The organism is Rhizobium sp. B230/85 (assembly GCF_019355735.1).
Classification (GTDB): Bacteria; Pseudomonadota; Alphaproteobacteria; order Rhizobiales; family Rhizobiaceae; genus Rhizobium; species Rhizobium rhododendri.
In genome coordinates this window covers 110,671-132,009 of sequence record NZ_CP072159.1, presented here as the reverse complement: position 1 = coordinate 132,009, position 21,339 = coordinate 110,671, and the positions used below count along the sequence as shown (strand labels likewise).

Annotated in this window: 17 protein-coding genes and 7 pseudogenes; 10 read left to right on the top strand and 14 right to left on the bottom strand. The window is 55.1% G+C overall.

The features are described 5' to 3' along the window. Positions 1-13: 13 nt before the first annotated feature. Positions 14-229 (bottom strand): annotated as a pseudogene (locus J5289_RS29615) (transposase); the annotation flags it as partial. A 215-nt stretch (positions 230-444) separates the two neighbouring features. Between J5289_RS29615 and J5289_RS29610 the strand changes: the two are divergent. The 4 genes and pseudogenes from J5289_RS29610 to J5289_RS27310 all read left to right on the top strand — a co-directional run. Beyond that, a pseudogene (locus tag J5289_RS29610) lies at positions 445-561 on the top strand (oxidoreductase); the annotation flags it as partial. 129 nt (positions 562-690) lie between these two features. Beyond that, entirely contained in the window at positions 691-1,062 is a 372-nt protein-coding gene (locus tag J5289_RS27320; protein ID WP_257625541.1) for a transposase, read from the top strand. Continuing rightward, positions 1,059-1,403 carry an IS66 family insertion sequence element accessory protein TnpB gene (gene tnpB, locus J5289_RS27315; RefSeq protein ID WP_209187038.1) on the top strand — a complete coding sequence of 115 codons (345 nt, stop codon included), beginning with the start codon at positions 1,059-1,061 and terminating at the stop codon, positions 1,401-1,403. Before J5289_RS27320 ends, tnpB begins: the two co-directional genes overlap by 4 nt. Before the next feature lie 73 nt (positions 1,404-1,476). Beyond that, complete coding sequence (locus J5289_RS27310; protein WP_219276654.1) at positions 1,477-3,075, top strand: IS66 family transposase; 1,599 nt, start codon at positions 1,477-1,479, stop codon at positions 3,073-3,075. Positions 3,076-3,396: 321 nt separating this feature from the next. Here the strand turns inward: J5289_RS27310 and J5289_RS27305 are convergent, their stop codons facing one another. The 4 genes from J5289_RS27305 to J5289_RS27290 form a co-directional block, all read right to left on the bottom strand. Then, positions 3,397-4,203 (bottom strand): inositol monophosphatase family protein, encoded by an 807-nt coding sequence (locus J5289_RS27305; protein ID WP_209207659.1) that lies wholly within the window; start codon positions 4,201-4,203, stop codon positions 3,397-3,399. Positions 4,204-4,220: 17 nt separating this feature from the next. Next, complete coding sequence (locus J5289_RS27300) at positions 4,221-4,658, bottom strand: hypothetical protein (protein WP_209207658.1); 438 nt, start codon at positions 4,656-4,658, stop codon at positions 4,221-4,223. A 20-nt stretch (positions 4,659-4,678) separates the two neighbouring features. Then, positions 4,679-5,101 carry a hypothetical protein gene (locus tag J5289_RS27295; protein ID WP_247750785.1) on the bottom strand — a complete coding sequence of 141 codons (423 nt, stop codon included), beginning with the start codon at positions 5,099-5,101 and terminating at the stop codon, positions 4,679-4,681. Between the two features lie 154 nt (positions 5,102-5,255). Further along, positions 5,256-6,590: a 4Fe-4S cluster-binding domain-containing protein gene (locus J5289_RS27290; RefSeq protein WP_209207656.1), complete on the bottom strand. Its 1,335-nt coding sequence runs from the start codon at positions 6,588-6,590 to the stop codon at positions 5,256-5,258. Positions 6,591-7,539: 949 nt separating this feature from the next. Between J5289_RS27290 and J5289_RS27285 the strand changes: the two genes are divergently transcribed. The 3 genes from J5289_RS27285 (at position 7,540) to J5289_RS27275 (ending at position 11,055) form a co-directional block, all read left to right on the top strand. Next, complete coding sequence (locus J5289_RS27285) at positions 7,540-8,613, top strand: Fic family protein (protein WP_209207655.1); 1,074 nt, start codon at positions 7,540-7,542, stop codon at positions 8,611-8,613. A gap of 452 nt (positions 8,614-9,065) precedes the next feature. Next, positions 9,066-9,437, top strand: coding sequence for a hypothetical protein (locus J5289_RS27280; protein WP_219276650.1), 372 nt, complete (start codon positions 9,066-9,068; stop codon positions 9,435-9,437). A gap of 229 nt (positions 9,438-9,666) precedes the next feature. Further along, positions 9,667-11,055, top strand: a complete 1,389-nt coding sequence (locus J5289_RS27275) for an MATE family efflux transporter (RefSeq protein WP_257625540.1) — start codon at positions 9,667-9,669, stop codon at positions 11,053-11,055. Between the two features lie 246 nt (positions 11,056-11,301). On the opposite strand, the gene J5289_RS27270 is transcribed toward J5289_RS27275, so the two are convergent. The 7 genes and pseudogenes from J5289_RS27270 to J5289_RS27245 form a co-directional block, all read right to left on the bottom strand. Further along, positions 11,302-12,120 carry an IS5 family transposase gene (locus tag J5289_RS27270; RefSeq protein WP_219276648.1) on the bottom strand — a complete coding sequence of 273 codons (819 nt, stop codon included), beginning with the start codon at positions 12,118-12,120 and terminating at the stop codon, positions 11,302-11,304. Positions 12,121-12,586: 466 nt separating this feature from the next. Next, positions 12,587-13,204, bottom strand: coding sequence for an O-methyltransferase (locus J5289_RS27265; protein WP_209207710.1), 618 nt, complete (start codon positions 13,202-13,204; stop codon positions 12,587-12,589). A 56-nt stretch (positions 13,205-13,260) separates the two neighbouring features. Next, positions 13,261-13,653, bottom strand: a complete 393-nt coding sequence (locus J5289_RS29605) for a TetR/AcrR family transcriptional regulator C-terminal domain-containing protein (RefSeq protein ID WP_374108616.1) — start codon at positions 13,651-13,653, stop codon at positions 13,261-13,263. After that, positions 13,630-13,857 (bottom strand): annotated as a pseudogene (locus tag J5289_RS29600) (four-carbon acid sugar kinase family protein); the annotation flags it as partial. The gene J5289_RS29605 and the pseudogene J5289_RS29600, both read right to left, overlap by 24 nt. A 153-nt stretch (positions 13,858-14,010) precedes the next feature. After that, complete coding sequence (locus J5289_RS27255) at positions 14,011-14,295, bottom strand: cupin domain-containing protein (RefSeq protein ID WP_219276583.1); 285 nt, start codon at positions 14,293-14,295, stop codon at positions 14,011-14,013. A gap of 172 nt (positions 14,296-14,467) precedes the next feature. Beyond that, a pseudogene (istB, locus tag J5289_RS27250) lies at positions 14,468-15,263 on the bottom strand (IS21-like element helper ATPase IstB). Further along, a pseudogene (locus tag J5289_RS27245) lies at positions 15,253-15,945 on the bottom strand (IS21 family transposase); the annotation flags it as partial. The pseudogenes istB (J5289_RS27250) and J5289_RS27245, both read right to left, overlap by 11 nt. A 129-nt stretch (positions 15,946-16,074) precedes the next feature. Here J5289_RS27245 and istA (J5289_RS27240) point away from each other — a divergent pair. Both istA (J5289_RS27240) and istB (J5289_RS27235) read left to right on the top strand, forming a co-directional pair. After that, positions 16,075-17,628, top strand: a complete 1,554-nt coding sequence (gene istA / locus J5289_RS27240) for an IS21 family transposase (protein WP_111221723.1) — start codon at positions 16,075-16,077, stop codon at positions 17,626-17,628. A gap of 11 nt (positions 17,629-17,639) precedes the next feature. Continuing rightward, complete coding sequence (gene istB, locus J5289_RS27235; RefSeq protein ID WP_111221724.1) at positions 17,640-18,416, top strand: IS21-like element helper ATPase IstB; 777 nt, start codon at positions 17,640-17,642, stop codon at positions 18,414-18,416. Between the two features lie 106 nt (positions 18,417-18,522). Here istB (J5289_RS27235) and istA (J5289_RS27230) read toward each other — a convergent pair. Next, positions 18,523-19,358: pseudogene (gene istA / locus J5289_RS27230) on the bottom strand (IS21 family transposase); the annotation flags it as partial. Between the two features lie 2 nt (positions 19,359-19,360). Between istA (J5289_RS27230) and J5289_RS27225 the strand changes: the two are divergent. Further along, positions 19,361-19,756, top strand: a pseudogene (locus J5289_RS27225) (ATP-binding protein); the annotation flags it as partial. A 191-nt stretch (positions 19,757-19,947) separates the two neighbouring features. Here the strand turns inward: J5289_RS27225 and J5289_RS27220 are convergent. Then, entirely contained in the window at positions 19,948-21,252 is a 1,305-nt protein-coding gene (locus J5289_RS27220) for a folylpolyglutamate synthase/dihydrofolate synthase family protein (protein ID WP_209207706.1), read from the bottom strand. Positions 21,253-21,339 lie beyond the last annotated feature (87 nt).

Sequence of the window (21,339 nt, the reverse complement as noted above, 5' to 3'; positions counted from 1 at the left end):
TATGCCGTCAGATTTCGTCGGTGAGTCTCTTTTCTGCCACTCGCATCCAGTGCTTGATCTTGGAAGATGCCTGCTCGATCGGATGAAGTTCGGGGAGCATGGTGGGAGGAACCAGAGGCGTGCACCGGCTGCCTTGATGGCTTTCAGCACAGCGGCCGATCTATGGGTCCCGATATTGTCCGATGCCATTGGGTTTGAGGACCGGCACGAGCTGCTGCTCGACATAGGCCTGTCGGCCCGAAGCTGCAATTTTGGCCAACTTGAAGATTTAACTTAGAACGTGTGTAGTGGACCTCATAGGTTTTACGACTGGCCTGCGCCTGCAAGTGCTCGATCAACCGATAAACCGTCATCCTCGACACTTTTAGGTCGACCTTTGCTGCCATGATGCCGGCGCTCCCTAGAGCAAGCCGCGGCATTTCACGATGATTTAGCTTGGCTTGCCTGTCGACCACGGAGGAAATCGCCCACATTGTCCTTTACGTCCGCTCGCAGAAGGCCTCCGCGACGAGTGGTACGGCATTGCGTGTGGATGGAGGCTTGGTACGGTCGATCCCGTAAGGCGCAATACGGATGGTCGATGAACCGTCGTCGATCATCCGTAAGCGCTAAGGCTACCCCACGTAGCATTGAGCAGGAAAATCGCTCATTTTCAGTGTGAATCATGCTGGGAAACCTATGAGTGAAGACATGAAACAGGGTCGTACGTTCGAAATTCTGACGGCTGATCCTGTGCGAACGCGGCGAAAGCCGAAGTTGTGGTCAGACGAGGAGAAATCTCAGATCTTGGAGGAAGCGCTTGCTCCTGGCGCGAATGTGTCTGCGGTTGCGCGTGCTCATGGAATGGACCCGTCGCAGCTTTTTGGTTGGGGGCGAATAGCGCTTGCGTCTGGTTCGGTTCAGCGCCTGAGCGCAGCCGGAGATGGCGAGGCCTTTACCCGTTTCGAAGCAGTCCGAACGGACACCGTCGAGATAAAGGTTGGCGACGCGACACTTCGCGTCAGCGCCTCGACCGATCCGGCGCTGCTGAGCGGCATTGTCAGAGCGGTACGGCAGGCATGATCGCTTCGGGTGTCGTGGTCTACGTGTCGTGCCAACCGGTCGACTTCCGCAAAGGAGCCGCGTCGCTGATGGTCCTGGTGCGGGATGGCGGCCTTGACCCCTTTAGTGGCGCACTTTTTGTCTTCCGGTCGAAGCGAGCAGACCGGATCCGGATTGTTTGGTGGGATGGGACAGGTGTCTGCCTTTACGCAAAAATTCTTGAGGAAAATGGCTTCTGCTGGCCAGGGCAGTCCAGCGCCCGTATCCGTCTCGACCATGCGCAGTTGATGGCACTTCTAGCCGGAATGGATTGGAAAAAGATCCATCCCGTCCAAGTGCGCCGACCACTGTCAACGGGCTGAATTGCCTGCGACAAGATGAATCATGTCGCTGTAAGTGTTGGGAAATCGGGCGCTTTTGTGCTTTACTGGCATCATGATTTTACCCGGTCCCGCCCTTCCCGACGACGTCGATGCGCTGAAAGCGATGATCATCGCTTTGAACGCGGAGAGGGCTGCGACTGATGCTGAAATCGCTCGAATGAAGGTTACCCAACAGAAGGCCGACGAGCGGATCACCAATTTGACGGCAATCTTAAAGGTTTTGCAGCGTGCTCAAAAAGGAACGCGCTCCGAGCGTCTGCGGCTGGCGATCAACGACGACCAGATCGACTTCGCCTTCGAGGAGGTCGAGACTGACCTTGCCGCGATTGATCGTGAACTCGGCCAGGTCGGCAGAGAACGACCAAAGAGGCAAGCCCGTCCTCGCAAAGGTTTTGCAGCCCATCTGGAGCGCATAGAGGAAGTCATCGAGCCGGAGATCCCAGAGGAATGCCAGGGCTTGGAGAGGGTTCTGATCGGCGAAGATCGATCAGAGCGGCTCGATGTCATCCCGCCGAAGTTCAGGGTCATCATCACACGCCGCCCCAAATACGCGTTACGGGAGCGTGACGGTGTGCTACAGGCTTTGGCACCCGCGCATATCATCGAAGCTGGCCTGCCGAGCGAACGGTTGCTGGCCTATATCGCTGTCTCCAAATACGGCGACGGTCTTCCGCTTTATCGCCAGGAGGCGATCTATCTGCGCGACAGCGTGTTTCTCAGCCGCTCCTTGATGGCCCAATGGATGGGGCATCTGGGCTTCGAGCTGCGGATCCTTTCGGATTACATCTTGGAGCGTATCAAAGCCAGCGAGCGGATATTTGCGGACGAGACGACCTTGCCGACGCTGGTTCCAGGCTTTGGCAAGACAATGACGGCGTGGTTATGGGCCTACGCTTGCGATGACCGACCTTTTGGCGGGTCTGGCCCGCCTATGGTTGCCTATCGCTTCGAAGTCAGCAGGGGTGGGAAGTGTGTCGCGCGTCATCTCGAAGGCTTCAGCGGCATCCTGCAGGTTGACGGCTACTCGGCCTATACCAGCATGCTCAAAGAACGCGCCAAGTCCGGCAGCAATGGAACGATCAAGCTGGCCGGATGTTGGGCGCACGTCCGCCGCAAGTTTTATGAACTGCACGTCGGTGGCATCAATGACGCCGCGACAGCGTCGATCACCGCGATGACGGGACTTTGGCAGGTTGAGGACGAGATCCGCGGCAGCGACGCCGAGACCCGCGCAAGGCGTCGTCAGGAGACGTCCGCTGGCATCGTCGCCGATCTCTTCCAGTTGTGGGAAAAGGAGCTATCCAAAGTCTCCGGGAAGTCCAAGACAGCCGAGGCAATCCGCTACGCTCTGACACGCCGAGAGGCGCTGGAGCACTTCCTGAATGATGGCCGTGTCGAGATAGACTCCAACATCGTCGAACGCGCGATCCGGCCACAGACAATTACCAGAAAAAATAGCCTGTTTGCGGGAAGCGAAGGCGGTGGAGAGACTTGGGCAACGATCGCCACACTCTTGCAAACAGCGAAAATGAACAACGTCGATCCGCTTGCCTGGCTTTCCCAGACGCTGACGCGCATCGCAAACGGTTGGCCCGCCGCCGATATCGAGCTGCTAATGCCCTGGAATTATAAGGCAGACGCTGTCGGCTAAGCGCTTACGATCATCCGACCACCCGCCAACATCTGCGCCATCAGAGTCTCGGTGCCGGAAGACCCTCTTTTTCGCGAACCTGTAGATGGAGCGCAAAGGTACCGCCTTGAAAGGAATCGAACCGGCGACGGGTTGATCAGACAGCTTAAGTTCCTGAAAAATGTACTTCGTAACACAACGCTTTATGAAAAGTGGCGGCAGTCTGGCCGGTTAAGCTCCAGAATGCGTAACTGAGGCTAATCGGCCCGCAGGAGAGGGTGCCACCGCTACAGCGTGTCCAAGAGCTTACCAAGGTTCATCTAGGCAGTCAAAAATCGAAACTTAACGATGGTCTATAGCGAGAAGCTGACGAAGGTTATTGAAAGCGGAATGACTTCTCGCCGCAATAATAGGCAGATCATTTCCGCCTGATAAACGAAACCTTTCTCCTGAAAGGCTGGCATTATGGCCTCCCGCTTCCCTATGAAGTAGAAGGCCGGCGGCATGGTCCCATGGATTTTGCCAGGTAAAGACTGCAGCATCAGCTAGGTTCCTAGCGAGATCGACGTATTCCAAACCGGCTCCTCGAGCGTGCAGCTTCACCGATTGGTGGCGGTTCAACGGTGCAAGCATGCGCTCGTCCTCAGCATTGCGGTAAGCTGGGTGAGTTGTCACTATTCGGTCGATGACGTTCTCATTTGGCGTGATTTTCAGCTCATTTCCATTCAAACGCGCGCCCTCTCCAGCGACTGCTTCTGCCATGAGGCCGAGGATCGGTGCAAAAATCCAGCCTCCAACTGTTTCTCTGTTCAGGACGAGGGCAACCATCACCGAGAAATCTGCTTCTCCGCGTATAAAATTGGAGGTACCGTCGATAGGATCGATAATCCATACGGGTGCGTCCTCTTCCAATGCTGCCATAATCCCAGGATTCTCGTGAACGGCTTCTTCCCCGAGGCAGACGGACCCGCTTAAGAGTGCCTTTAGTCCCGAACCTAGTGCCATTTCTGCTTTTCGGTCGGCAGATGTCGCGTAATCATTTTCAGATTTATTGAAGATTTCCTCTGGCCGAAGTCGGTTGAACCTAGGAAGGATTTCAGCCAGAGCCACGGCTTTCATCAATGGCTCCACCCCCGAAAATTCTTTCATCGAGTACCTCTCAGGCCCTAGCTTACGGTGACGAACACAACACCCGCGATTATCAAAGCGGTCCCTATTAGCAGCCTGACGCTATTGACGTTTTCGACGTCGCCTAAAAGCAGCCCAACCGCCACGGTTACGAGTACGTTGGTACTTAAGATAGGGGCCAGCCTGGAAATCGGAAAGTTGTATTTCCAAAGCGCCATGCCCACCAAACCAGTTCCCGCCGCAAAGCCTGCGCCCGCCATAATTGCGTAGGTAATCGCACCTAGTGATGGGACTAACTGACGGGGCTGGAATGCCAAGGAAGCCAGGCCAGCAGCAAAAATCGAAAGTCCGAAGATAGCCAGATAAACAGATGGACTTGCGCCAGACATACTGCTCTGTCGCTGTAATATTGACGTCATTCCCCACAGGAACGCTGGAATAGCCCCTCCAATGATGATCGGAATAATATTTGCCACTCTTGCTTCCTATCGCTCAGTCACTGTGCCGCCGTTGCAAGATCTAGCGTTGGTGAAACCTGTGCACGGAAGAAAATATCACCTGCGTCCATCTCACCAAAATCTGGCGTCACGACATTCCCCTTCATGTTCTCGCGGAGACTAAAACCTATGACGCCGATCCCGCTGTCATTTAGGGCTCTGCTTCCGACAGCGGAGGAGCAAATGACCGCGGCAAGCCTTGCTTCTGTATCGCATCTGGTTTGAAGAAATCGGCTCGCCTCAAGAATCGTCCCACCGGTAGCCGAGATACAGTCGAGAAAAATTATCGAGTCATAGTGAGACGATTCCAGCGGGGAGCAGTATGTGCATTTCGCTTCACCCTGCCCTCCGTCGCCTCTTTGCAGGCCTAACATGCAAAAATCCGCCTCAACGAATTCCGAGAGAAAGCCAGGATAAAGCATGCCACCGCCCCTAAGGATAACGACGCAAAGAACTCGTTGGGGTGCGGGAGGCTGAGCCATCACAATCACCCGGGTCTGTCGTGCCAGGCTGAATCCTAGATCACTGAGGTTTTCCCGCATCCCGATCCGAGATGGCACTCCAGACCTGACGGCCTTATACAACCCGCGTCGATCTTCTATTTCGACTGACAACATCAAATGGCTCCTTCCGTGAAAGTTCTTCTGTCAGACGCGAGAGCAGATCCTCCTCGCGCGATTTGCAGAGTGTCGAAATTATCGGCAAAGAACTGCCGCCGGCATCGCCACGATCAATCATCCGTTTAAGAATCCAGACAGTGACCGCAAGGCGGATCCGCGCATTTGCCAACAGATCCTCGACAAGAAATGCTACGTCATTTTTCAAAAATGCCCGGTCATGCAGTGCGAGATCAAGGCGCTTCACCATTTCGGCGAGAGCCCATATGCCGTCGTCGACCAGAAATCTGGTGATGGGGTCTTCGAAAAAATACGCGACGGACTCCTGAAACGACAACGTCCCAAGCTTGAGTTTTCGCTCGGGCGAAGTGCCGCTGAAAATCCAGTAAGTTCCGTCGGAATTGAGCGTAATGGCCACTCCTTCACTGACGGTGTAGGTGCTTTTGATTGCATCGTTTACTGTTGTCGCGAGGTTCAGCCTACCGGGCGCTCGTTCGAATGGGGTGTAGTATTCCTTGATAGTCATTGAGTTCGTTGAGAGCTCTTCGCTGTCGTGGAGATCCTCAGCCTTGCCGCTAAATCTCATAACGTTGAAAGTAATCGGAAGCCGCTTATTGTCGCCGAACACGATCACATGGTTCCAGTCGTTGATGACCTCAGTGTGTCCCCCCAGCAGTTGAGCTAGCGCAGCGTCAAGAACCGCTCGGTCAGGTTGTATGCTGCGAAAGCCAAGGCCTATGACCTCCGAATTACTAGCCCAAGCGCGTGCCACATTTGCGTAGTATTCGAGGAGAACAGGACGAGGTGCACCAACATGGTACCTATCGAGGCTGAGCCTCAACCTAAGTTCCCGCAGTTCACCGTTGCGTTGCCCTGCCTCGCCGAGTTGACGAAGCACAGTTGTTGCGCGCTGTTGGGTTTTTGCCCAATGTCCTGCGGTTACGATTTCGATGACTGGAACTTTAGCTGCTTCTACAAGGCGAAGGATATTGCCGAACTTGAGAAAGGGTTCGCCTCCTCCCGTGATATTGAGCTTTTGGGAGTGGCTCTCGTCGATGAAGCACAAAGCATCTTCCAGATCCTCTTTATCGAGTGCATCCTTCAAAGACTTTGAAGTAAGATCCGACGAGTACATGCAGTGCTCGCATGCAACCGGGCATAATTCCGATAGATGGATAAAAAAACTAGATCCGGAGAGTGGAATTGGAGCCTTAAACGGACCCAGCGAACGAATAATTTGCTCGCGTGCTTTGACAGGTTCGGCGAAAAATGCCGCAAGCGTTTCAAATGCCATGTGACCACTCCGGGTATATCCCTGCGAATGCTCACCGGCACGTAAATCCTGTCCGGTCACAGCTGGAAAGCTGAAATGTCGATATGAAATCTTATTATGTGGGTGATCGATGCCACCCTTAAGCTCAAGCTATGCCTGACGAACCGCAAACGCAAGCTGAAATTGCGTATAATTTACTCTTTTGGACTTTTTTAGAGGCAGGCTTTTGTATCTTCAGCCGTCTCCCCGTCTATTAGGTTTACGACAACCGCGCGCTCTAGTAATGCGCGCCGGTGAATGCGCCACCATCACGACTTGTCTATTCGATCGCGTTCTCATTGCCGGGAGCTGATGGGTACGCAATTGCGTCCAGGCAACTACTGCCTCGACGGTGACGTTCGGCCGAGGCGGGAAGCGCAAAACGCATAACTTCGGATAAGGAGTACTTCGACAAAGGGAAGCGAAATTTCTGTTTGAACGCGCTTGTCGCGAAAATACTGATTACAATTTCAATTTTGCGACTGAGTTTTGCGCCGCTGCAGAATACCGACTTTTGCGCCAGAATCCACAGCGCGGTCGCCGGCGTATTGCCGGCCTTCTATATATGATAATGTTCGTTATCACATAAACTAATACGTTAGGCGCTGCCCTGTAGATCCCGTGTGTACGCCTTGAGCAGAGTCGAACCTACGACCGCACCGTTGTTTCGTGTCGATCTCATCCGGACCGTTAGGGATGTCAAAGACTTAGAAATCCCAATCCACGAGCTCGTTCGCTAGTGCTTTGCCAACCACTTAGGATGACCGTCTCGATTTTTGAGAGCTGTCCTCGCCCATCTTCTCGCCTCTCTATGCAAAAGTTTGGATTCGCTTGAGGTCAAGCGGATCAACCGGCACGTTTGACAAGTGCGTCGTAGAAATTGGATGGAAATGGATGAATAAATAGCATATGACAGCATCTCAGGTATCGGATGCCAATGGATGGGCAAATGGAGTTTCTAAACACAGCGACCATCCGAATTACGCCCGAAATCCTATCGTTGATCGCCGAAATCGATGAATTCAAAGGTGCTTGGCGTGCGATCGGCCGGATCGCGCCTGAGCGGCTATCCAGCCTCCGGCGGGTTGCTACGATCGAAAGCGTCGGTTCCTCCACACGTATTGAAGGGGCACGCCTCACCGACCGGGAGGTGGAAAAGCTACTGGCAAATATTCGCCTGGGGTCGTTTACGACACGCGACGAGCAAGAGGTTGCCGGCTATGCGGAGGTAATGGAGACCATCTTCAGTGCCTACGAAGCAATTTCGTTCACCGAGAATCATATCCGTCAGCTCCACCGCGACCTTCTTGCGCATTCGACAAAGGACGAGCGGCATCGCGGCGCCTACAAAACCCTCTCCAACAACGTGGAAGCGTTTAACGAGCAGGGCGAAAGCCTCGGCATCGTTTTCGAAACGGCATCACCTTTCGATACGCCGCGTCGAATGGAAGAACTGATCGCCTGGCTGGATGAGCAAGGGCGAGAAAAGCGGCTCCATCCACTTTTGGTCGTAGCGATCTTCGTTGTCGTTTTCCTCGAAATCCATCCATTCCAGGATGGCAATGGCCGCCTGTCGCGTATTCTGACCACTTTGTTGCTCCTGCGGGCCGGCTACGCTTACGTCCCCTACAGCTCGCTCGAAAGCATCATCGAGCAAAGCAAGGAGAGCTATTACATCTCGCTTCGACGCACGCAAGGAACGATCCGCAGCGCCGAGCCTGACTGGAATCCCTGGATCGAGTTCTTTTTGAGAGCCCTGCATCGGCAGAAGACGCGGCTTGAGAAGAAAATGGAGCGCGAACGCATTATCCTCGCCGACATGCCGGAATTATCTGTCACATTGCTCGAATTGGCGCGCGAGCACGGGCGGATCACGGTCGCGGAGGCTGCACGGATCACAGACGCTAGCCGTCACACCATCAAGGATCATCTCAAGGCACTCGTGGATCAAGGGCACCTCATCCTGCGCGGTGCAGGCCGCGGGGCATGGTACGGTCTTTCATGATGAACCGGATGTCAGGTCCATCTGAATAGATATGCCCTTGAACGGTATTGAACCCGCGACCGGATGGCCGAAATTGAATAAGCGTCTGAAACGCCACGCTTTTTTTTGCATAAAGCCTATTTATGGAACTTTTCAGTTCCAGCGACAGCTCTATGTTCAATACCAATACACCGTAAGAACACTATATAGCAGGTGCACGTTGCCACGCATGTGCGCCACCGCAATTCCCACCTCCTGTCCTCGTGATTCGAACGACAGTCGACAAGGGGACCACTGCCGTACTGCCGCAGTTTGATCCGTAAAAGTGGCTCCAACATTTTGTAACAACAAACGACACACTGCAACAGTAGCAAGGCGCATAATGTCATTGAGCTTTGCATCGCCTCCAAACATTGATCTAACTTGGTCGCAAAATAGGACCGGGTAAAGCGTTTTAGTCAAAGGGAAAATTCATGACACGTTATGTCATCGCGTTCACCGCGGCCGCTGCTCTAACCGCTATCGCCGCCGTACCAGCCTTCCCGCAGGTCGTAATATACGATGGCGAGCCCTCAGATCCCTACTCGGTCGACGGGAACACCGAATCCAACTTTCTAAACTCGTGGAACCGCCATCATGACAATCGGAACCGCTCGTCCGGGCAACAGTCTAGCTTTGGACCGGATGACGTCATCACCTTGCTTGAAGGTCGCGGCTACCGCGTGAGGAATGTTCAGGATGTCGGCGAACGTTATCTGGTCAAGGCAACCCGCGGCGGCGACAACCTGCTTGTGAGCGTATCGCGGTCTGGCGATATCATGGGTGTTGTGCACGACCAGAGATAAAAGTAATGCCGGATTTCGCACCATGAAGAGCTAACTCGCATATTGAATCCAGGGTCATAGCGTGTCAGCTTTGATTTCCGAACGGCTCAAAGCTCAGATGCGTCCTAACCTTGAAAACGTTTCAAGGACGCTGATCCGATGAGCGTGACTTGGGCTTGCATGGGCAATAAATTGAGGGCGCCATCTATTGATAGATTTAGAGATTAACGCGTAGGGACGAGGGAACCCGATGACAACGGCAACGGACGCCATTGCCCAACCGCCACCTATGAATCCACGCATCCGGCGCATGCTCACAGATCCGATCCTGCCCATGCTTGTTCGCCTAGCCTGGCCAAACGTCCTTATCATGCTGGTACAGGCGTCGACTGGGCTCATAGAGACTTGGTGGCTATCCCATCTGGGTACCGATGTACTCGCCGGACTGGCGCTCGTGTTCCCTGCGGTCATGCTGATGCAGATGATGTCTGCCGGTGCATTCGGCGGAGCAATTTCGTCAGGGATTGCGCGAGCGCTCGGCGGAGGTCGAAACGCGGACGCAAATCAACTTGCGACCCACGCCATTATCATCAACGTCGCTCTCGGCATTATTTTCTCGGCAATTATGCTAGTTTTCGGACGGCCAATATATCAGGCGTTGGGCGGGAAGGCCGGCGAGCTCGAAGCTGCTCTCATCTATTCAAATACCGTGTTCAGCGGATTGGTTTTTGTCTGGCTGATGAATGGCCTTGCCAGTATCGTTCGTGGGACAGGGAACATGCTTGTACCGGGAATCGTCACATGCGGGGGGGCGATCGTGCTTGTTTTTGTGTCGCCGCTGCTGATTTTTGGCCTCGGGCCGGTTCCCGCCATGGGGGTTGCCGGTGGAGGATTGGCGTTGTTGCTCTACAACTTTTGTGGCACCGCTATTCTCGGATGGTATATTTTGTCAGGCCGAAATGCCGTTGTTTTCGGACGTGATGCCCTGAGCTTTGATCGCTTTCGAGACATAGCGCGGCTGGGCGCCGTTTCATCTGTCAACTCTGTGCTCACGAATGTCACGATAGGCGTGGCAACGGCGATTGTGGCTGCTCATTCAAGCGTGCAGGCAGTCGCAGGCTTCGGTACCGCTGCACGGCTTGAATACCTTCTCATGCCCGTGATATTCGGGATCGGCGCTCCGATGGTTGCCTTGATAGGGACCAATATCGGCGCCGGTCAGTGCGATAGAGCCATCAAAATTGCGTTAACGGGCGCTGCTCTATCGTTTGCAATTACGGAAACGATTGGTATCATCGCTGCGATATTTCCTCATGAATGGATTAGTCTGTTCAGCCATGCTGCCGGGGCTATCGATACAGGCGTCAGCTACCTGCAGGTGATCGGGCCCGTCTACGGGTTCTCCGGGATGGGCATGGCTCTTTACTTTGCTTCCCAAGGGGCAGGCCAACTGCGTTGGCCTATGTGTTGCGGATTACTCCGGCTGGCCGTTGCAGGAGTTGGCGGATGGCTTGCGGTAGAGATTTCAGGCTCGCTACAAGGATTATACGCTGCCATGGCAATCGCACTTGTTGTCTATTCCACACTTTTGGCGCTGGCGGTACGCTCTGGCGTTTGGTTTCCCGAGCGTGCGGTTTAGGGTAACCGCTGTTACGCCCGCATCTTGACATCATTCTCTCTTCCTTCTGAAAAAGGTCGCCGCGACTAGATGGCAGCAGAATGCTGAGAGCGGTCACGTTATCTACCTTTAAACAAAAGTGTGCCAATGCTTTGGTCGCTCAACCATTTTGCGGCCCACGAATGAAATCCTTCGAAGACTACATCACGCCTATAGTATTCATCACAGGCGGCGTATTCGTTGTCGCGGTGTTCTCTTAGAGTCTGTTCAAGAAAGCGGGTATCGAGCGAGCCTTTTTGTCATGAGCTTGATCATTGCTGTTTGGATGAAGGCTAGGCTTGTGGCCGAGAAACGCTCGAAATTCTTTGCCATTCGGCGGTTTATGCCGAGCCACGCCAGCGTTCGTTCGACAATCCATCGCTTTGGTAGCACCTGGAAACCGGCCTGGTTTCGTTTGATAATCTCCATCGGTCGCGGGCTGGCCTCTTCTACTGTTGTGCCCTGATAGCCGCCGTCGCCGCAGATTTTCTCGATAAAGGGAAAACGGTTGGCGAGCCTGTCGAAAACAAGTGCTGCTCCATCACGATCCTGAATTCCTGCCGAGTGGACCTCGGCTTTCAGAAGCATGCCAAGAGTATCGACCAGAATGTGCCGCTTGCGGCCCTTGATCTTCTTACCCGCATCATAGCCGATATCGAGACGAGCATCCGGGCCGGTCTTCACTGATTGGCTATCGATGATGGCAAATGACGGTTGCTCTTCTCGCCCCTCAAGCTGCCGCGTTCGGCAGTAGAGCGCGTCATGGATACGACGCCACGTCCCGTCCCGGCAAAACCGTTTGAAATAATGGTAGACCGTGCTCTTCGGTGGAAAATCATGCGGCAGCAATGCCCATTGGCAGCCTGACTGCAGCAGATAAAAAATCGCGTCCATCACCGCCCGAAGCGACGTCTTGCGTCTGCGGCCCAGTCGAGGCTGCCTCGGCATGAGGGGCTCGATCAAGCTCCACTCACGGTCATTCAGATCACTTGCGTAGCGCATGCGGCTTCTGTCATGGTGACGCCGGGTGAAGGGTGTCCAGGCCATTCGATCTCTCCGTATTTGTCGCAAAATACAAAGAATCTGATTGCCGCCCTTCACTCAACCCCGCGCACGCCCGCCATTCTTGAACAGACACTTATCGAAGGTCTGAACAAGGCAAGGAAGTGGCACCCCTATTGTTTGGAGCGCTGCTCGCGAATGTCTTGATATGGTTCTTCTTGCTGACATATTCGTGCCAGACGTTTCACACGGCATGCATGCTTGGCATCGACGGAAAGTCAGAGCTGTCATATGTCCGGCTTGCCAGCGCGGTCATTGACCGCTGGGCACGATGATCCACGACGTCGATTGCCTAATCAATTTTGTGTGCTCAAAGTCGCACTGCGTCAGACGGTCTGATCCGCATCGAGATATCGCCTCTCGGCTCGTCACGCTTTCATACCTTGCCGCTTTATCCCGACGAAGAGTGCGCGAGCACCGCGTCACGACTTGATAAAGAGCGTCATGTGTCTCAGTCCGGGTCGTAGCGACTGACTTCGAGGCCGCTTCCGACCGGCAGCATCACGCTACTGATGCCCGGTATAGCACGGATGCGGGCTGCATATTCCTTCATATTGCCGTCGCCACCGCGCACCATATTGTCGGCGACAATGATCGCACCGCGACTTAGCTTTGGATAGAACGCTTCGAGGCAGGACACGTAGAGATCCTTCCAAAGATCCAGCAGTATGAAATCGATCCCGTCAGGCTGCTGCGAAATCATCTCGATGGCATCGCCGACTTTGAAGTCGATGAAGCTACCAAGTCCTGCCCTTTCGGCCATCTTGCGCGCATAGTCGGTCTTGTATGCATGCAGTTCCATGGTGATGAGCCGGCCGCCGGAAGCCCTGGCCGCTTCTCCGAGCCAGATGCCGGAATATCCAAAAGACGTGCCGATCTCGACAATGGTCGGTGCCTTGATGCTTTTCGCAAGGATGTTCAGCAGTTGACCGGTTGCAGGTCCGACAGCGCGCATGCGCTGGTCCAGTCCACCATCACGCCCGCCCGGAGGCGTTTCGCGCGGCTCGTTCTGCTGTTTGCGGATCACTTCGTGATAGTGGTCGAGGACAGCCAATACTTTGTCATCCATATCTTTTTCTCCATAAATATCTCTATCTGAAGCAGTGCGGCAGCACTCGAACATCTTCATGCTCGCCTCACTCCATTCAGGAAAATTTCCAATCGCTTTTTGATGTGTAGTTTTCGAAGTTCCCGGTCCGCCGCCGCTTTCAGGTGCCGGCGTCGCAACAATGCACCGAAGACGATGTCCATCAGCATTCCCGAACAGACTGCTGGATCCTCGATTGTCAACCGACCGCTTCGTTCTGGGATCTTAGCCCACTCGAGCAGATCCTCGCGGGCGCGGATGATGCCGTTGTCGTACAGGTAATCGGAAAGCTCGGGGAATTGCAGCGATTCACGCATGATCGGGTGCAGAAGCGCCTCTCGACGAAGCTCTGCGGCTTCATCGATATCGAGCCGAAATATTGGCACCAGGGTGTCGAGAAGGGTCACCCCCCATTCCCCGAGGAGCTTCAAGGCCTGGACTGACTGCGCGACTGCGTCTTCGGCCGACACCGTGCGTGTCTTGAGCGCCACGACTATGGCGTCGACGTCCTCAGGCGGCGAAGTGTCGGCGACACCGATCATCTGGGCGGTCCGGAGACCTTCCTTTGCAAACGTGCCCGCAAGGTCGGTCGCGCCGGTGAAATCATCCGCTATGCAGCCGAGCTTTCTCTTCATCCGCCTAGCTCCCTCGCCCTACAGTCCCATATTTCTACAGCGTGCGTCATGCGATCGACAGAATTCACGTCGCCCGCTCCTTGTAGAATTTTGTCATGTCCTCGGGAGGGGTTGTGATCGAAGTGTACTCGAGGGGAACCGATCCGATGTTCTTTATGCCGTGAACGACCCAGCGGGCGTTCGAACAAGCTGCCCCGCCTTGATGGGCGTAGTCTGCCCGTCCGCCAGAAGCATGTCACCCTCGCCCTTCTCCACGAGCCAGATTTGCTCCGAGACCGCATGGGTGTGCCGCTCCGACACTGCTCCCGGCTGCATGGTAACCTTTGTTATCGTGACCTTCGCCTCCGGTGAATTCTCCCCCCACAGAAGCTGGGCCGAATCCTTGCCCGGGTTTTTGAGGACCACCGATTTGTTCATGGAAAGAATTTGAACTGGCAATTTTGCCTCCTTTGCACTGTCATCCGTCGACTGTGCTTGGTCCGCTGAGGATGGGTTGACCAATGCTGACAGCCCGATGATCGCAATTAGCCCTACCAAAGCCGACAAACGGCGAGATGTTGATATCCACTGAGAAGTGACCCGGCATTTCCACCGAGATTTGACCCGCCTGTTATGTATGTTTCGGGTCTGGTGTTGGGGTCAAGTTCCTGTTTTTCTCCTTTTTGGTTTTAGTATCGTGGGCTGAGCTGTTCTTGAATCGGAAACTGTCGTTTCCGGTCTCAAGGATGTGGCAATGATGCGTGAGGCGGTCGAGCAGCGCGGTCGTCATCTTGGCATCGCCAAAGACGCTGGCCCATTCGCTGAAGCTGAGGTTGGTAGTGATGATCACACTGGTCCGCTCGTAGAGCTTGCTCAGCAGATGGAAGAGCAATGCGCCGCCTGATGCGCTGAACGGCAGATAGCCAAGCTCATCGAGAATGACGAGATCGGAATGGGCAAGCCGACCGGCAATCTGCCCGGAGCGGCCTTGGGCTTTCTCCTGTTCGAGTGCGTTCACCAGTTCGACCGTTGAGAAGAAGGGGACTCGCTTGTGATGATGCTCGATGGCATGCACACCAATCGCGGTGGCGACGTGTGTCTTGCCCGTACCGGGGCCGCCGACCAGCACGATGTTATTGGCCTCCTCGATTAAGTCGCACGAGCGCCTCGTTGATCTCGCTACTGGAGAAGTCAAAGCCATTGAGATCGCGATACGCCGGAAAGCGTGCCGTTTTGAGCTGATAGGCAGTCGACCTGACCTCTCGCTCGGCTGTCTCGGCTTTGAGGAGCTGCGACAGGATCGGAATGGCCGCCTCGAACGCCGGTGCTCCTTGCTCGGTAAGTTCGCCGACGGCCTGTGCCATGCCATGCATCTTCAGGCTCCTCAGCATGATGACGATGGCCCCGCTTGCTGGATTATGACGCATTGCGAACCTCCTTCTTTCTCAAGGCATCGTATCGCTCGACGTTCGCCTTGGGCTCGTTGGTGAGCATCAGGGCTTGAGGCGCATCGATGGTGGGCGGCGTGACGGATTTGCCGTCGACGAGCCGGTGGAGAAGGTTCAGCACATGCGTCTTGGTTGGAACATTTGACTTCAGTGCCATGTCGACGGCCGAGAGAACGGCCTGTTCGTCGTGCTGCAGCACCAGCGCCAGAATATCGGCCACCTCACGATCACCGCCCGGCTTCTTGAGCAGATGCTGTTGCAGTGTCCTGAAGGCGTCGGGAAGTTCGGTGAACGGTGCGCCATTGCGAAGAGCGCCTGGCTTGCGCTGTATCACCGCCAGATAATGCCGCCAGTCATAGACCGTCTGTCCGGGTCCGTCATGTGAGCGGCTGATGATGCGAACATGCTCGCATATGATATCGCCTTCCGCAGCCACAACGATACGGTCAGGGTAAACCCGAACGCTGACGGGCCGGTTGGCGAAGGATGCCGGAACGCTGTAGCGATTACGGTCAAAGTGCACGAGACAAGTGGGGGAAACGCGCTTGGTGTGTTCGACGAAGCCATCGAACAGGCGGGACGTTGGCATAAGAGCCAGTGCTTCTTCAGCCCATAGGTCGGCAATGGTGCCGCGCATCTTTCCATGTGCGGTCTGCTGCCAAAACTGCGGGTTTCACAAAGTCCCGGACAAAGATTTCAGTAAGTCGCGGACAGAAGCGACAGCGGATTTAGATCGAATCTCGTGAGCGCCGATCTGGCAATTTGTTCTCGTGTTTTAAGCGAGGATCTAATGCCTAGACGGAAGCAAGCGAGACATACTGATGTGAAAGACATTCGATCGATACTGCGGCTGACGTTCGAGCAGGAATTGTCGATACGCGCCGTTTCTGAGCGGCTGAAGATGAGCAAGACGTCGGTCTCAACGTATCTGCTGCGGGCGCGGGAGGCGGGGCTTGCAGCATGGCCACTTCCACCCGGTCTGGATGATGACGAGCTCCTGGAGCAGCGTCTATTCCGGCGGATGGGGCGACCTCCTCGAGACAGCGAGGAACCGAACTGGCCGAAAGTGGCCAGCGAGTTGAAACGCAAAGGCGTGACGCTCAACCTGCTATGGCAGGAATACCGGGAGGTCCATCCGGATGGATACGGCTACACCTGGTTCTGCTGCCGATTTGCTGATTATGAGAGCCGCGCCAAACCCACCTATCGCAGTCGTCATGTGGCTGGTGTCGCGATGGAATGCGACTATGCCGGCCATACGATCCCGATCATCGATCCTTCTTCTGGCGAGATCCGGGCAGCACAGATTTATGTGGCCGTGCTGAGTGCATCGCAATTGGTGTTCTCCTATGCCAGCTTCAGTCAGAAGCTGCCGGATTGGATCGAGGCGAACCAGCGAGCCTTCAGTTACTTCGGTGGGGTGACGAAGACAACGATCTGCGACAACCTCAAATCCGCGATTGCCAAGGCTCTCTGGTTCGAACCGACGTTGAACGCGACATTTGCTGCCTTCGCCGAACACTACGATACGACCGTATTGCCAGCACGGCCGCGGCGTCCTCGGGATAAACCATCCGCGGAGGGATCGGTTTTAATCGTCGAGAGGTGGGTTCTGGCCAGACTTCGAAACGACCGTTTCTTCAGCCTTGTCGATCTCAATATCCGCATCAGCGCTCTGATCGAGGACCTTAACACCCGTACGATGCGTCGGTATGGAAAATCCCGGCGAGCCCTGTTCGATGAGGTCGAGCGCTCCCAGCTCAAGCCACTGCCGCCAACGCCGTTTGAATACGCGGAATGGAAGGTCGCCAAGGTTCATCCCGATTACCATGTCGACGTCGACAAGACGTTCTATTCCGTGCCGCACGGTCTGATCGGCAGGAAGGTCGATATCAGGCTGACGTATCGAGCGGTCGAGATCTTCTTTGACCACAAGCGGGTCGCCAGCCACATCCGAAGCTCCCAGCGTTCCGGCCATATCACTGTCAATGAGCATATGCCGAAAGCTCACCAGCGCTATGCAAACACGACGCCTCACACGTTGCGCAAGGAAGCGGCGAAGGTTGGGGCCAATACTGCGATATTTATCGAGCGTCTGCTTAGCGATCGGCCGCACCCGGAGCAAGGCTACAGATCCGCTCAGGGCATTCTCTCCCTGGCGCGTCGTTACGAAACCGATCGGCTGGAATTGGCCTGTGAGCGTGCGTTGGTCATCAATGCGCTGACCTATTCGTCTGTCGCCAACATTCTCAGATCTGGTCTCGATCAGGCTCCTGCCGCAAGCGAGACCGTGAAGCCGGCACCGCCGCACGGCAATATCCGCGGCAAAACCTACTACCAATGAAAGGACATCTAATGCTGACACATCCAACACTGGACCAGATGAGTGCGCTTGGTCTTGCCGGAATGGCAACCGCCTATCGCGAACTTATCGAGCAAGTTCATGGAAATGATCTTAGCTTTGACGAACGGCTTGGCCTGATGCTCGACCGCGAGATCGCACTACGAACCGACCGACGGCTGACCAATCGGCTCGCCACAGCAAAGCTTCGATTTGCCAATGCCTCGATCGAAGACATCGATTTTAGATCTCACCGCGGCCTTGATCGTCGCAATGTCTTGTCCTTGGCGCAGGGCGCATGGCTGAAGGCAAACGAGAACCTGATCCTGACAGGCCAAACGGGCACTGGAAAAACTTGGATCGCCTGCGCCTTTGCGAGACAGGCGGCCCGCCTCGACTACTCTGTCCTCTACGTTCGTATGCCGCGGCTCTTCGAGGATCTCGCACTTGCCAGGCTCGATGGACGCTTTCCGCGCCTCATCGACAAGCTGGCACGTGTTCAGTTGCTGGTGTTGGATGACTGGGGAACCCATACCCTGAATGACCGACAGCGCCTCGATTTGCTCGAAATCTTCGAGGAGCGATATCGAAGGAAATCGACCCTGATCACAGCTCAGCTTCCGGTGGCCGCCTGGCACGAAATGATTGGAGAAGCCACTTTGGCCGATGCGATTTTGGATCGCATTGTTCACAACGCCCACCGCATCACTCTCGAAGGCGACAGCATGCGCAAACGAAAAACGCCGACGCTCTTGACCGGCGACGAAATAACCGAACACAATCACGCGTAACAGCAACAAGGCAACCGGGATTCGATCGCATCCGTTGTCCGCGACTTAGCGAAACGCTTGTCCGCGACTTGCTGAAACCGCTGTCCCGATTTAGCGAAATCCGCAGCCAAAACTCCTTGCATCGAAACTCCAGCCAGTCGTTGAGGGCTTCCAGCGATGCAAAGCGCGGGATCGGTTGAAAGAACCGATGACGGGCATCCTGAACATTCTTCTCGACCTGGCCCTTCTCCCAGCCAGATGCCGGATTGCAAAACTCCGGCTCGTAGAGGTAATGGCTGGCCATTGCCATGAAGCGGATGTTGACGTCGCGATCCTTGCCGCGTCCGATCTTGTCGATTGCCGTGCGCATGTTGTCGTAGATGCCACGCCGGGGGACGCCGCCAAACACACGGAAGCGTGGTTATGGGCGTCGAACAGCATCTCGTGTGTCTGCAGGTGATACGCCCGGACGATAAACGCTCTGGAGTAACTGAGCTTGGTATGAGCCACCTGCAGCTTGGTTCGCTCGTTGCCAATGATCGCCCAGTCCTCGGACCAGTCGAACGGGAACGCTTCGCCAGGCTCGAAAGCGAGAGGCACAAACGTTCCACGGCCCGTCGTCTGCAGTTCGATCTGCAAATCGGCCTTCCACTCGCGAGCGAACGCCGCAACGCGATTGTACGAACCTTCATAGCCAAGGCTCATCAGTTCGGCATGCAATTGCTTCAGAGTCCGTTTCTGCTTGCGGTTCTTTTTGGACTCCGTCTTCAACCACGCTGATAGCCGATCAGCAAAGCGGTCAAGCTTTCTCGGCCGCTCCGGAACCTGGAATAATGGCTCCACGCCGTTCAATCGCAGATATTTGCGGATGGTATTCCGGGATAAGCCCGTCCTGCGGCAAATATCCCGGATCGATAAATGGTCTCGAAAATGCCAGCGTCGGATTACGCTCAATAATGCCATGTCGATCACTCCATAGCCCTCGCATTAAACACGAGGGAAGGTTGGAACATGGGTCACTTCTCGATGGAAATATTCTGTGCTGCCGGGTCACTTCTCAGTGGAAATCAACAGCTTTGGCGAGAACCGACCTGCTCATTCTTGATAACTGGGGGCCGGAGAAGCTCAATGACGAGCAAAGGCGCGACCTCTTGGAGATCGTCGAGGACAGATATGAGAGGCGTTCCACCATCGTCACCAGCCAAGTCCCCGTCGAACACTGGTACAACATGATCGGCAATCCGACCATCGCCGATGCCGTCCTGGACCGCCTCGTGCACAATACATACCGCATCGAGTTGTCCGGGGAGAGCATGCGAAAGCAACGCTCCGTCACCGCCGCGGAAACAACCCAGGCTTGACGACGCGATAATCAGGATCCATTCATTGCAAAGACCCAGAGTTCAGCTTGAGATGACCGGCTTCACGCCGGAATCGTGGCCGGAATGAATTCGGAATGGGTGGCCGGCTTCGCGTCGGAATAGATGGCCGGCATCATCGGAATACGCAGGTAAATCTATATCATATTTTTTAGTGGGGGCGCTGGGCTGCGTCATTCAGTGAGCTGGCGCACCTCAGCACGCAACTCGCCGACCAAATGAAGAGAGCCTGTCACAAGGATCCATCCATGTGAGGTGTGGATCGCGTCAGCAAGTGCGTCGGGCGCATTATCGACAGCGCTGCACACTACGCCATAGTCCTTCGCAATCAGCGTCAATGCCTTCGGATCGAAAGCAGGAGGGCCATTCTTGGCTTTCGTAAATATGATCCGCTCCGCGCGCTGTGCCAGTAGGGCAATGAGGTCGCTGGCTGCCTTGTCGGACGCAAATCCCGCTACGACTGTACATGGCCCCGACAGAATGGGCATTGCATTGAGATCGGATAAGACCTGTTCGAGGTTGAAGGGCACATGCGCGCCATCCAACACCACCGGGAGGGGAAAGGGTTTTAGGATTGTGAATATTTCCATCCTTCCAGGTAGTACCGCTGCCTCGCGTGCCTGCGCATCAAGCACCCATCCTCCGACCGGATCATTCGGAAGGTCATCAGCGCGTGCCCTGACACCACGCTCTCCTATTTGATGAAGCACCGCTTCCGCCAGAGCAAGATTGCGATGGGCAATCGTCTGCGCCGTTGACAGATCGACGAAGACTTCACGCGCCTGCATTGAGGCAGCGATTTCGTGAACGGCCTGTCCCTCGGCACTCATGCGTGGAACGCCGGTGACGAAGGTCGATCCTCTCTTGATAATCCCCGCTTTGTTCGTTGCGATTGCTGTTTTGGTATTTCCCAACACTGCGGTGTGTTCTAGATCAACATTTGTGAGTACTGCAATTTCCCCATCAATCGCATTGGTAGAGTCGTTTTTACCACCCAAGCCGCACTCCAAAACGACCCATTCAAGCTCCGAAGTCGCAAAGCCTAGAATTGATGCGAGCACCTCGATATCAAACCGAGTTGCCTCTCCACCGACCCGCCCCTTTTGCTGAGCCAGCAGCCGCGCTTCTAGTGCCCGACCAATCATCTCTCCTAAAAAAGCGTCGTCGAACGGCGTGCAGGCCAAAGTAAATCGCTCGGTGTACCGCTCGACGTGAGGTGAGGAGAAGCGACCGACGCGAAGGCCCGCGCGACTTAGACCAGCTTCGATCAGTGCCCCAACAGAACCTTTTCCCTTTGTTCCAGCGATATGGACCGTGCGAAAACGCTTTTGCGGCTGACCAAGAAGGTCCAGCAGGTCTGAAAGCGGGTTTACGGCGACGTCCATTCCGCCACTGCGATCTGCTCTCTCCCAATCGATCAACCCATCGAGATTAGAAATCTGGCGCTGAAGCGTGGCGGCGTAGTGCTGTCCTGGCATGGAAGCCTCGTATGACGTGGAAGACATGTTCGCAATCTCAGTTAAAAAAAGAATGATGGCTTTATAGCGTCATGCCCAGGACACCTA

What these genes read in the sequence shown, in the direction of transcription:
- J5289_RS27275 (WP_257625540.1), top strand. Translation starts at nt 9,667, where the DNA reads ATGACAACGGCAACGGACGCCATTGCCCAACCGCCACCTATGAATCCA.
- J5289_RS27290 (WP_209207656.1), bottom strand. Translation starts at nt 6,590, where the DNA reads ATGGCATTTGAAACGCTTGCGGCATTTTTCGCCGAACCTGTCAAAGCA.
- J5289_RS27310 (WP_219276654.1), top strand. Translation starts at nt 1,477, where the DNA reads ATGATTTTACCCGGTCCCGCCCTTCCCGACGACGTCGATGCGCTGAAA.
- istB (WP_111221724.1), top strand. Translation starts at nt 17,640, where the DNA reads ATGCTGACACATCCAACACTGGACCAGATGAGTGCGCTTGGTCTTGCC.
- J5289_RS27285 (WP_209207655.1), top strand. Translation starts at nt 7,540, where the DNA reads ATGCCAATGGATGGGCAAATGGAGTTTCTAAACACAGCGACCATCCGA.
- J5289_RS27220 (WP_209207706.1), bottom strand. Translation starts at nt 21,252, where the DNA reads ATGCCAGGACAGCACTACGCCGCCACGCTTCAGCGCCAGATTTCTAAT.
- istA (WP_111221723.1), top strand. Translation starts at nt 16,075, where the DNA reads ATGCCTAGACGGAAGCAAGCGAGACATACTGATGTGAAAGACATTCGA.
- J5289_RS27305 (WP_209207659.1), bottom strand. Translation starts at nt 4,203, where the DNA reads ATGAAAGAATTTTCGGGGGTGGAGCCATTGATGAAAGCCGTGGCTCTG.
- J5289_RS27295 (WP_247750785.1), bottom strand. Translation starts at nt 5,101, where the DNA reads ATGCTTTATCCTGGCTTTCTCTCGGAATTCGTTGAGGCGGATTTTTGC.
- tnpB (WP_209187038.1), top strand. Translation starts at nt 1,059, where the DNA reads ATGATCGCTTCGGGTGTCGTGGTCTACGTGTCGTGCCAACCGGTCGAC.
- J5289_RS27320 (WP_257625541.1), top strand. Translation starts at nt 691, where the DNA reads ATGAAACAGGGTCGTACGTTCGAAATTCTGACGGCTGATCCTGTGCGA.
- J5289_RS27270 (WP_219276648.1), bottom strand. Translation starts at nt 12,120, where the DNA reads ATGGCCTGGACACCCTTCACCCGGCGTCACCATGACAGAAGCCGCATG.
- J5289_RS27265 (WP_209207710.1), bottom strand. Translation starts at nt 13,204, where the DNA reads ATGGATGACAAAGTATTGGCTGTCCTCGACCACTATCACGAAGTGATC.
- J5289_RS27280 (WP_219276650.1), top strand. Translation starts at nt 9,066, where the DNA reads ATGACACGTTATGTCATCGCGTTCACCGCGGCCGCTGCTCTAACCGCT.